This is a genomic window from Mycolicibacterium alvei (assembly GCF_010727325.1).
GTDB lineage: Bacteria > Actinomycetota > Actinomycetes > Mycobacteriales > Mycobacteriaceae > Mycobacterium > Mycobacterium alvei.
Genome location: NZ_AP022565.1, coordinates 2,704,873 through 2,716,220, shown reverse-complemented (window position 1 = coordinate 2,716,220; position 11,348 = coordinate 2,704,873). Strand labels below are relative to the sequence as shown.

General features: G+C 66.3%; 9 protein-coding genes and 1 tRNA gene. 4 read left to right on the top strand and 6 right to left on the bottom strand.

Features of this window, described 5'->3' with window-relative positions:
* Positions 1-2: 2 nt before the first annotated feature.
* Positions 3-695 (top strand): Rv1363c family protein, encoded by a 693-nt coding sequence (locus G6N44_RS12980; protein ID WP_372508143.1) that lies wholly within the window; start codon positions 3-5, stop codon positions 693-695.
* Positions 696-704: 9 nt separating this feature from the next.
* Positions 705-1,514, top strand: coding sequence for an RsiV family protein (locus tag G6N44_RS12975; protein WP_163664539.1), 810 nt, complete (start codon positions 705-707; stop codon positions 1,512-1,514).
* 263 nt (positions 1,515-1,777) lie between these two features.
* Here G6N44_RS12975 and G6N44_RS12970 read toward each other — a convergent pair whose 3' ends face one another.
* Complete coding sequence (locus tag G6N44_RS12970; RefSeq protein WP_163664537.1) at positions 1,778-2,269, bottom strand: YajQ family cyclic di-GMP-binding protein; 492 nt, start codon at positions 2,267-2,269, stop codon at positions 1,778-1,780.
* A gap of 109 nt (positions 2,270-2,378) precedes the next feature.
* Between G6N44_RS12970 and G6N44_RS12965 the strand changes: the two genes are divergently transcribed.
* A tRNA-Tyr gene (locus tag G6N44_RS12965) sits at positions 2,379-2,461 on the top strand.
* Between the two features lie 113 nt (positions 2,462-2,574).
* Here G6N44_RS12965 and G6N44_RS12960 read toward each other — a convergent pair.
* Both G6N44_RS12960 and G6N44_RS12955 read right to left on the bottom strand, forming a co-directional pair.
* Positions 2,575-2,940, bottom strand: a complete 366-nt coding sequence (locus tag G6N44_RS12960) for a hypothetical protein (protein ID WP_163664535.1) — start codon at positions 2,938-2,940, stop codon at positions 2,575-2,577.
* A 190-nt stretch (positions 2,941-3,130) separates the two neighbouring features.
* Positions 3,131-5,032, bottom strand: a complete 1,902-nt coding sequence (locus G6N44_RS12955) for a DUF7159 family protein (protein ID WP_163664533.1) — start codon at positions 5,030-5,032, stop codon at positions 3,131-3,133.
* Positions 5,033-5,215: 183 nt separating this feature from the next.
* On the opposite strand from G6N44_RS12955, the gene G6N44_RS12950 reads away from it, so the two are divergent.
* The gene (locus G6N44_RS12950; protein ID WP_163664531.1) at positions 5,216-6,862 is read left to right on the top strand and encodes a DUF7937 domain-containing protein; all 1,647 of its coding nucleotides are present in this window, start codon (positions 5,216-5,218) and stop codon (positions 6,860-6,862) included.
* Here the strand turns inward: G6N44_RS12950 and G6N44_RS12945 are convergent.
* From G6N44_RS12945 to G6N44_RS12935, 3 genes are all read right to left on the bottom strand, one after another.
* On the bottom strand, positions 6,859-8,400 hold the full coding sequence (locus tag G6N44_RS12945) for a PE-PPE domain-containing protein (protein WP_235683023.1): 1,542 nt from the start codon (positions 8,398-8,400) through the stop codon (positions 6,859-6,861). The two genes, G6N44_RS12950 and G6N44_RS12945, sit on opposite strands and share 4 nt — an antisense overlap.
* Before the next feature lie 301 nt (positions 8,401-8,701).
* Positions 8,702-10,291, bottom strand: coding sequence for a PE-PPE domain-containing protein (locus tag G6N44_RS12940; protein WP_235683022.1), 1,590 nt, complete (start codon positions 10,289-10,291; stop codon positions 8,702-8,704).
* Positions 10,292-10,463: 172 nt separating this feature from the next.
* On the bottom strand, positions 10,464-11,177 hold the full coding sequence (locus G6N44_RS12935) for a TetR/AcrR family transcriptional regulator (protein ID WP_163664529.1): 714 nt from the start codon (positions 11,175-11,177) through the stop codon (positions 10,464-10,466).
* Positions 11,178-11,348 lie beyond the last annotated feature (171 nt).

Sequence of the window (11,348 nt, the reverse complement as noted above, 5' to 3'; positions counted from 1 at the left end):
CGGTGACCGTGACGACGGACAAGAAGACCGACGAGGATCAGGCCGAGACCGTCGACGACGCAATCGGTATCGAAGAGAAGGCCGAAGAGAAGGTCGAGGAGATCACCGAGTCGGAAGCCGACGGCGAAGCCAAGGACGACATCAAGGGCGAAGCCAAGGATGAAGCCGACGATGCGGCAGAGGCCGACGCCGACGGGGCAGTCGCGTCGTCACCGGGCTGGCGCCGCCGGGTGCTCGTCGGCATCGTGGCTGCCGTCTTCGTTGCCTCCCTGGCGCTTTCGGGCTTCCTGGGGTGGAAGCTGTGGCAGACCTATCTGGTGACGCAGGCCGGCCAGCAGGCGCAGGAAACCGCGGTGAACTACGCCCAGATCTTGACGAGTATCGACTCGAACAAGGTGGACGAGAACTTCAATCAGGTGCTGGCCGGCGCGACCGGTGAGTTCAAGGACATGTACTCGCAGTCGAGCGCCCAGCTGCGCCAGCTGCTCATCGACAACAAGGCCACGGCGCACGGCGTGGTGCTGCAGTCGGCCGTGCAGTCGGCGAGCAAGGACAAGGTCGTGGTGTTGTTGTTCGTCGACCAGTCGGTGGCCAACAGCACCGTGCCCGATCCACGGATCGACCGCAGCCGCATCAAGATGACGATGGAGAAGGTCGACGGGCAGTGGCGGGCAAGCAAAGTGGAACTCCCGTGAGGTATTGACATGTTGCGAATCGGCAAGCTGATCGGCGCGGCGGCCCTGGCGGCAGGCACGGCGGTGGCGATCATGACCGCCCCGCCCGCCGCGGCCTCGGCGGCATCGTTCTGTGACGAACTGGCCGGACAGTGGGACGGGCACGCCTGTCGCACATCGGTGACCTCGGACCGAAAAGCGGTGCGTGACATCACGGTCGCGCTGCCCGGTGATCTGGTGGAAAACCCCGTCATCCGGCAGTACCTGACGACTCTGATGAACAACTGGCGCAATGCCGCGCAGAAGATGGCCTCCGACAGCTTCGGTGAGGAGCAGTTCGAGATTTTCCAGCACGGCGATGCGATGACAGCCGTCTTCCACGAGATGTACTCCGGGACGGTCGGTACCGATGCGCTGTCGCACCCGAACGCACCCATCGTCAGCGACGCCTACCGCACGTTCACGTTCGCGGGCGGCCGGCAGATACAGCTGGCCGATCTGTTCAAGCCGGGCGTCGACCACCGGGCCGAGATCCCGCGCCTGGGTGAGCCGTTCATCGTCGCCGCACTCGATGCCGCACCACCGCCGCACCAGCCCGGTACCTATCCCTTCACCCCGGACCGCTGGACCCCGGACAAGGTGTACTCGGGCGGTTACAAGGCCTGGGCGCTGACCCCGGACGAGTTGATCCTCTATATGCCCGACTATCCGGTCGGCCGCGACTCCCCGATCAATTTCACCCCGGGGGCGATGCAGTGGTCGATGGACGGTGGCACCGTGCAGGCGCGCATTCCGCTCTCGGCGCTCGCCCCGGTGCTGCAACCGCAGTACGGCGGCTGATCCTTAGCGGTGGGCCGACGTGAACGTGTGCGCGACGTCTCGGCCCTGAAGTCATCAGTACCGCGGAACCGGTCGGTATGTGGTCTGCAGATGCAGTACTACCGGTGGTATCAGGTTGTCAGGTCGGTAGGCCGCCGAAGCGGGTGCTTGTTGGTGCTGGTCGCCCAGCGACCACGGGTGCGCCCAGTTGGGTCGCCAACGTGAAGAAGATCGCGAGATGTCTCGAGAATCTCGCGATCTTCTTCACGTTGGGCGCAAGGCCGTTACCGATAGTTGACGAACTGCAGCGCCACCTCAAGGTCGGCACCGCGCAGCAGCGCCTGAACGGCCTGCAGATCGTCACGCTTCTTCGAGCTGACCCGGATCTCCTCGCCCTGGATCTGCGCCTTGACGCCCTTGGGGCCCTCGTCGCGGATGAGCTTGGTGATCTTCTTGGCCTGCTCGGTACTGATGCCCTGCTTGATGTCGCCGGACACCTTGTAGGTCTTGCCGCTGGCCTGCGGGTCGCCGGCGTCGAAGGCCTTCATCGAGATGTCGCGGCGGACCAGTTTCTCCTTGAACACGTCGACCGCGGCCTTGACGCGCTCCTCGGTGCTGGACGTGAGTTCGATCACCTCTTCGCCCTTCCAGGCGATGCTGGTTTCGGTGCCGCGGAAGTCGAACCGGGTGGACAGCTCCTTGGCGGCCTGGTTGAGCGCGTTGTCGACCTCCTGGCGGTCGACCTTGCTGACGACGTCGAAGCTGGAATCCGCCATCGGACGCCCCTCCTCTTCCCTCGGTGAATGCTGCCGGTTTGTAACTTTGGTACATCCTCGTTGTACCCTGCTAGTCGCACCAAACCGGAAACGGGGCGGGGCGAAACCAGGCAGATTGCCCGAGCGGCCAATGGGAGCGGACTGTAAATCCGTCGGCTTACGCCTACGCAGGTTCGAATCCTGCATCTGCCACCCGAGTCAGGCCCCCTCTTCGGAGGGGGCCTGACTGGTTTCTGGGGCCAAAAGTGCACAGAAGTGCACGGCGCGCGCGAAGCTCGAATCAGGCGCCGGTGGAGCCGGGAACGTCAGTTCTTGTCGTCAACCGTCGAAATGGTCAACGGCACGGAGATGTTTCCAGCGACGAATACGTATCGTCCGTCTGGCGCTTCGGGTGGCAGTCCGAAGGGATGGACCATGAAACCCGCGTCGCGACCACTCTGCGTGACTTCTGGGACCGGTACGGATATCGGGATGACACGACCGTCTGGGCTGTGAAGGAGGACGGTGATTGTGTCATTGCGGTTGTCGTCAGCCTGGGTGAGCAACACGAGTGGGATGTAGATCTTCTCGCCTGGCCGTCGCTTACCCGAGGTGACCACACCTCCGGTCATGTTCAGCTTCCCGTCCACTGCGCTCGCGCGCTCGGCGATGATCAATCCGGTGACTAACATCAGGTCATCGACCCCTTCTTGGTCAGACCCCCGGCAGCATGCATGCTGCGCGGGGGCTTTCGGTGCTCAGCATAGGCGCCGTTCGGCAGGGTGAATCGTGATCCGCTCACTCGCACTGAGCTGCACCATCGGCGTCACTTTCGACATGCGCTACCGCGCCCGCGCCGGCCTACCTTCCAGGGCGCCCCGGCTAAGGACTGACCGGCATCGTCGTCACCGGCGAGCCACCGTAACTGCCGCTCCCAGAGCCACTACCGCCGCCGAAGAGGCCGCCGCTCGACGACCCACCACTGGAGGAGCCGCCACCGGAGGATGAACTACCGCCGCTCGATGAACCGCCCCCATACGGGGAGTCGCCACCGAATGGCGACTGCGGCGCCACCGTGGTCACCGGCGCCTGAATCACCGGAGCTTGCGTCGAAGGCTGTTCGACCGGGGGCGTATAGGCGGGTGCGGTCTGGGTCGGTGTCTCGACCGGAGGCACAGTCTCTTGAGCGGACGTGCGGGTCGGCGGCACGGTCGTGGTCGGTGGTGCCGTGGTGGTGGGTGGTGCGGTGGTCGTCGGCGGTGCCGTCGTGGTCGGTGGCGCAGTCGTCGTCGGCGGGGCCGTAGTGGTCGTGGTGGGCGGCGCCGTCGTGGTGGTCGGGGGAGCCGTGGTGGTCGTGGGCGGCGCGGTGGTGGTCGGCGGGGTTGTCGGCGTTGTCGGAGGCGACCACGTCGGCAGCGTCGGCCAGACGACCGGCGGAACGGGGATCGGAACGGGAAGCGGGATCGGAACGGGCACCGGAACCGGCGGAACCACCACGGGTGCGGGTGCCGGGGCAGGTGCAGGAGGCGGGGCCACCGGAGCAGGCACCTGGTTGACCGGCTGATCGCCGGTGCCCTGGCGCACCTTGGGCGCCGCGGGTGCAGCGGGCGGGGGAGTCAGGACCGAGACGGGCAGCGCCACGGGATCCGGCTCGTGCGGTACCGGCGGCAGGTAGTTGCCGGGTACGGTCTGAGCCTGCTCGGCGGGCGCTGGCTGTGCTCGCACATCGGCCGTGGGCCGGACGTTGATGGCGACCGTGACGGCCAGGGTGGCGAAGCTGACCACGACGAAGGTCAGGGCACTGCCCATCAGCAGCATCCGCGGCGGTGGCGGCGCGATGACGGTCGTGTAGTCGGGGTCTTCGTCCTGTTCGGGGATGAACTCGTTGACCGCATCCATCGGCATCTCGTCGGCCCAGGGTTGGTCCTCGGGATCCTGCGAGTAGGCCAGGTCCGGCCCGACGGCGGCGGCGTCAGCGGGGGCGGGCGCCATCTGCGTGGCCTCGGCGGCGGGGGTCATCGGCGCCATCTGGGTGGCATCGGAAGCCGGTGCCATCTGCGTCGCATCCGAGGCCGCGGGCGCCATTAGCGTCGGATCCTGCGGCGCACCGACGACGGGTGCCATCTGAGTGGATGCACTGGCCGGTGCGATATCGCCGACCAACTGGGCCGCGCCCCGGGCGATTGCGTAGCCGGCGTCCGGCGCCACCTCGACCGGTGCGGTCGAACGAAGCTCTGCCGCAACAGAATCAAGATCGAGGCGCTGCCCGACCAGAAGCACGCGAGTCGGGGCTGCGTCGGCGGGCACCCGCTTGAGCACCGCGGCGCACGCGGCGGCAGCCCCGGCCGTGCCGATCGGCATGGTGGCCAACGTCGAAGTGGGAGTTGCCGCGTCGTCCCCGACCGTCGTCAGCGACACGGTGTCGTCGTCGGCCAGCAGCAGTGCGGCGTCGGCGCCCACGCTGCGGGCCAGGGCCGCGGCCGCCTCGGCTTCGGTCACCACCTCGACGTTCGGCACTCCGGCGTCGAGCACGGTCTGGCGCAACGTGTCGGCCGCCGAATCGTCGAGCAGGCACAGCCGGGTCGCGGTCACCTGGTTACCGGACTCGGTCACCGCACGGTGCGTGCCGATAATGGTCTCGGCCAGCTCCGACATCTCGGCCACCAGGTCGTCGGGCAGATCGAGTGCGTACTGATCCAGAACCTGGCCGCCGCTCGCGGGCGATCCGATCATGGCCAAGCGCGCCACACGCCCGGTGACCGCAACGCCGAGGACTACGTCCACGGTTCCTCTCCTCGCTTCGTGCATGTCCTACGGGCCCCGACGGACAAATCCAAGCTACCGCACAGCCTCGGCGGGCCTTGGTGGCCGAACGACCGTGACTGCCAGCGCCGCTTGTGCGCCGGAGCAAAAGTGAGCACGCTGGTTGGGTCCCGTGCGGGGTCACTCATAGAGAGGAATCGGTACGTGAGCGACGATCGTTACGACGCGTCCGCCACAGTCGAGGTGGCGACCGTGGCCGCACCGGTTGCGGAGCGTCCTCCGCGGGTCGGCTACGTACCCACCCGGACCAACCGGGCGCGTGACGGCCTCGCCGTGGTACTGCTCGTCATCGCGATGCTGCTCCCGTGGAACCTGGAATTGGGCGTCGGTGTGCCCGGCAGTGCCGGGTCGACTTTCGCCCTGCTGTCCGTCGTGACGCTGCTGGCGATCGTCGCCGCACTGACACCGCACCTGGGTCCGTTCCGCCTCGGTGCCGGCAAGGCCGACGTTCGGCGCACCAGCCGGATTCGGCTCGCGCTCAGTGCCGCCTACCTAATCGTGGTCATCGGTTTCGTCGGCTATCACGTGGTGCAGACCGTCCGCGGCGGCGGCACCGGGGCCGTCCCGCCGGGCGTGGGCCCGGGCATGCTGCTCGGAGTCGCGGGTGCACTGTTGGCCGGTCAGCCGCCGATCACGTCGATCACGATCGAGGACAACAAGTTTCGGCGCTGGTATGCCATCGCGCGGGTGATCGGTTTCCTGTCGATCGCGCTGGCGACGCTGTCCGTCGCATTCAACGTCTACTGGCGGCTGCGGTATCTGTTCGTCACACAGGTCGAATTCGGTGGTCACGACATCGCCGTCATCGTCACCACCGTGCTCTACGGGGCGGAGGCGATGATCGCTCTGGTCATCGCGTCGCGCTGGCTGACCGAGCGCACCGGTGCGGCCCGGTTGGCCACGACGGCCATCGCCGTCTCGGGTGCGATTGCCGCCACTCTGGTGTGGCTGGTCGGTCTCGGCCGCGACATCGATGCCTTTCACGGCATCGCCCAGAACACCTCGACGGCGGCCGTGGGCTACGAGGGCTACCTCGCCTGGGCCGCGGCGGGTGCGATCGTTGCGCCGACGACCCTGTACGCCGTCTTCCTGATCAAGCCGCCGACCATCGGTGCCTACCGCGGCGCCGCGCAGAAATGCCTGACGCTGATCGCCTTCTGGGCGTTCGCGGCGGCCACGCTGCGGGTCGTCGACTTCCTGATCGCCCAGTCGCTGGACCTCCCGCGCGCGTTGTACGACACGGTCGCGATGACGGTGTTCAACCTGGTCACCGCGTTGGTCGCGCGGTGGCTGCACCGCCAGCTCGACCGGGGGCTGACGTCGACGACGGTGGCCGCGGCCTTCAGCGCCGTGCTGTTCGTCTTCACCGCGGCGAATGTGGCGATCGGGGTGGCCCTGGCACCGCGCTACGCCGGGCCGGCCCCCGCAGCGATCTACGGCAACAACCTGGCCCAGCAGATCACCAGCACCTTCGACGTCACGGTGTGTGTGCTCAGCCTGCTCGTACTGGCGGTGATGGTGTTCACCGGACCGTTCGCCGGCTATCTGGTGCGACGTGAAACCCGTTCGGCCAAGCCGACACCCACCGAACCGCCTGCGGCTCCCACCAACGAGATCTCCGCGCCCCCGACCATCGTCCGGCAACCCCGAGCGGCTTCGGTGCCGAGAATTGTTCGGCTGAAGGAGGATTCGACAACCGTGCTGGCCGCGCCGCCGACGACCGATCTTCAGGTGCCGACGCAGGCGCTGCGGATCCAGCGTCGACCGCAGCCCCCGCGTTCGGACGGTTAACCCGCACGGTCACTCGTGCGCTGCGAGTGGGTGGATTTCGTGGCCGGCTTGGCCGCGCGAATCTTCGCGCGAATCGTCGAGCGGACGGAATCCCGGTCGGAACCCTTCGCCCCCGGGGCCGCGTTCAACCGCGGCGCCACACCGGTATGCGGCGATCCTGATTGGATTCTCGCGGGACGACTGTGACGACGCGTAGGGGTGGCACTCTCGTTGTCGGTCTCGACCACCGCCCCGACAGCCTTCCGCGTCGGCGATCTCCCACCGATGGTTTGCAACACCTTCGCCAGCGGCCTGGTGGCATCCGTCAACACCGTCCCCGCGTCGACGACTACCCGGCGCAGCGCTTGTTCGAACGGTGAGGTGCCCACCGGGTCGGCCGGGTGTTCGGGCACCGGGGCGTCGGGTTCGGCGCCGGAGACGATGGGCTGCGGCAGGGTAGGGATGTACTTTTCGCCACCCAGGATCGCGAGTGACTGCTCGAATGCGCCGGGCAAGGCGTCCATGGCTTCGTGAATCTTCCGGTCGGGGGTGACCCAGCTGAATTCCTTGATGCGGCTGGGATCTGCGGTGCGGTCGTATCCCATCTCGACGAACACCCGTAGCACCGGATCGATGGCATCGACCAATCGTTCGGCACCGATCAACGCAGCGGGAATCCGCAGCGGCGCGAGCAGGGGAAGGTACTGGGGCAGCATCACGTAAGTGGTGTTGCCGACCTGGGTGGACACGGCGTTCGGCGCGTCGGGATACTCCAGCACGTAACCGGGAAAGGTGTGCCCGAGCGGCGTTCCGGCGATGGCATTGGCGAGGGACAGCACGTTGAAATAGGCCGGGAAATCGGCGATGCCGTCGTACTGGTTCTGGTAGTAGGTCGTCGTGAAGGGGCTGTCGGACGGGCCGGGACGCCCGAACGGGAAGATGTCACCCAGTACCGGCAGGCTGCTCCACGAGGTGAAGCGGGCCAGGATGCCGCCGTTGGGCTGGTATGGATCGCCGATGAAGACGAACTCGTAATTATCGGCGTTGGCAACGTAATTCGGGTCCTTGGCCATCTGGGTGCGCGCGATCTCGGCGACCTGGGTACCCTGCGATACGCCGATGACCGTGACCTTCTCGCCCGTCGGTATCGTGGCGATGTCCTGCAGCAGGTAGCCGGCTCCGATCTGCTCGGATCGTTTCAGAGACTGCGTCCAGTACGGAAGGTCGGAGAGCCCGGTCAGATCCGAGATGACCGGGAGGCTGAGGCTGATCTGCGCCGGGTAGGGAACGGTGTGGTACGAGTCGCCTTCCGGGATGGTGGTGCCGTAGAAGAACATCGGGACGCTCAGGCCGAAGGCGTCGTAAGACGCTCCCACCCCGATGGTTGTGCCGGTCAGTCGAACCGCAGCGCTGTAGGTGGCCGTCGGGGTGCTGACGGTGACTCCCGCCGAAACCGCGACGACGACGCCGCCGGCCATCACCATCGAGCCCCACCGGTACGCACCGAGCTGCGTGCCCTGACCGCGCTGCAGTACCCCTCGAAAGCCCCGACCCTTCATTCCGGCACCCTTTCTTCCCCACTGTCGTGGGTTCGGCCATCGTGGTGATCCGGCGGAGTATCAACGTCTGTGGCTCACTGCCGACCGCGAACCGGGAAGGTGACGAGTGCCACTTCCGACGCTCATTGAGCCCGAAAGCTACCAGCGAGATGTGTGGCCCACGGCGAGATCGCCGCATCTGCTCGAAGGTCCGTTGTGGTCTTCGGTCGTGAATTGAGCGCCAAGAGTTGTTGGGGCAAATAAAGATTCGTCGACGGTGCTGGCGGCACCGTCGACGAAATCCTTCAGGAGCCGGCGACGGCTAACTTGCGTGCGAGTGCTTTTGCTTTGAATTCCCGGCGCGCTGACTGGGTGTTGAATCGGTGGCCTGCTTGGCGGCCCGCCGCGCTGATCGAGTCGAAGCCCGGTCGGAGTGATCGGTTCCCGATGACGTGCGGGTGGGCGCGGTGTTCGCCCCGCGCTTCCCGGACCCGTCGGCATCCGGGACGGCGCTCAGTCGTCGTCGCGCCGAATCGGTTTGGGGAGAATCTGTTCGCGTCCGCCCGTGCCGACTCGAAGGGGTGGCCTTCGGCATGTCGCCGCGGTCGGCCTCGACGCCGTTCTTCGGCGCGGTTGGCGCGCCGATCGCCTGAAGCACCTTGGCCAGTGGGCGGGTTGCATCCGACAGCGCCTTCGTTACGTCGACCACCGTGTGGCGCACCCCTTGTTCAAATGGCGCGGTACCCACGGGATCGATCGGATGCTGGGTCACCGGAGTTTCGGGTTCGGTGCCGGAGACGATTGGCTGGGGCAGCGTGGGGGTGTACTTCTCGCCGCCCAGGATCGCCACGGACTGCTCGAATGCCGCCGGCAGCGCGTTGACCGCCTCGTGGATCTTCTCCGGCGGGGTGATCCAGCCGAATTCCTTGACCTGGCTGGGATCTGCGGTGCGGTCATAGCCCATCTCGACGAATACCCGCAGCACCGGGTCCATGGCATCGACGAAGCGTTCCGCGCCGATCAGGGACGCGGGAATGCGCAGCGGTGCCAGCAGCGGCAGATATTGGGGCAGCATCACGTAGGTGGTGTTGCCGACCTGGGTGGACACGGCGTTGGCGGCGTCGGGATGTTCCAGCACGTAGCCGGGAAAGACATGCTGGAACAGGATCCCGGCGACGGCGTTCGCGACCGACAGGACGTTGAAATAGGCTGGGAAATCGGCGAAGCCGTCGTACTGGTTCTGGTAATAGGTCGTCTTGAAGGGGCTGTCGGACGGTCCCGGCCGGCCGAGCGGGAAGATGTCGCCGAGAACGGGTACCTCGCTCCACGAGGTGAAGCGGGCCAGGATGCCGCCGTTGGGCTGGTACGGGTCGCCGATGAAAACGAACTCGTAATTATCGGCGTTGGCAACATAATTCGGGTCCTTGGCCATCTCGGCACGCACGATCTCGGCCACTTGGGTGCCCTGTGACATGCCGATGATCGTGACCTTGTCGCCGGCCGGGGTGTTGGCGATGTCCTGCTGCAGGTAGCCCGCCCCGATCTGCTCGGATCGTTTGAGCGAGTGCGGCCAGTACGGAATATCGGACAGCCCGGGCAGATCGGAGATGATGGGGAGGTCGAGGTTGATCTGCGCCGGGTAGGGGACGGTGTGGAACGAGTCGCCTTCGGGCACCGTGCTGCCGTAGAAGAACAGCGGGATGCTCAATCCGAATCCGTCGAACGAGGGTCCTACCCCGATCGTGGTGCCGACCAACTGAACCGCGGCGTTGTAGGTGGCCGTCGGGGTGCTGACGGTGACTCCGGCCGACATTGCGACGATAACGCCGCCGGCCATCAACATCGATCCCCAACGACGTGAACCGTGCTGCCGGCGCTCACTGCGCGGCGGCGCCCCCCGGCGACCCTTCATTGTGGTTCCTTCTTCCTCATGGTGGAGTTCGGCAGGCCTGCGACCAGCGCGTCAACCGGGAAATGTGATGGGCGCCACTTCGCGTGCTGCCGGAAAGTTACCAGTGGGTAGCTGTCTATGACAAGAGCCATTTTTCGGAACAAGAGCTCTTGTTTGAACTCGGGGCGCAGATTCAGCGCATGGACGCCGCGATCCCGGCGCGTACGACTGCGACGAAGCTCGCCAGATTGCTGATCAACGTGTCGATGGTCGGCGGCGTATCGCTGTCGGTCTCTCGCTGGTGCAGCCAGTCGGCCACGCTCTCGAAGAGCCCGCCCACGGTCGACACCGCCACGGCGCGATAGTCGATCGCGCCGTTGTCGGGCAGGCGGGGAAACTCGCGCTGCCGCCACAGATTCTCCAGAAACGTCGCGGTCCAGCGCCGGTTCTCGCGGCGAGCCCGTTCAACACGCGGCGAGATCCCGGCGCATTCGCCGAACGCCACCACTGCCACGCGGGGATCGTCGACCAGTGCGTGGGCGAAGGCCGACAGCAGGCGATGGACGGTTTCGTCGGGATCGTCGGGGGCATCGGCGAGCGCTTCGACAGCCTGCTTCTCGATGCGTTCTGCAACCTGAGCCAGCAGGGCCAGATAGCAGTCCTCTTTGCTGTCGAACACCTCGTAGAACGCCTTGTTGCCGACATACGCTGCCTGGCAGATCTGTTCGATCGAGGTGTTGGGGTACCCGTCGCGGGCGATGAGCTCGAAGGCTGCGGTCAACAGCTGTTCGCGGCGATGGGCACGACGCTGTTCGGCATCGAGTCCGCGGATCGTGCGCTGCCCGCGGGGCTTCGCAGTGGGCTGCGGCGTTTCGTGCGCATCGCGAGCCACGGGCGGTCTACCCATGGATCGCAGTGTAGTGGCGTCGTGGCCGTGTAGATCCGCTGATGCGGCCTACCGATGCCCGGCAGGTGCCGGGTTGGTGGGGTACCCGCCGGGTGAGCGGGGTTCCTCGCTGCGCCGTTGCTGAGAGTTGTTGCAGGAAAGTTGATTTCACCGGATATAGTGGAACTGCCG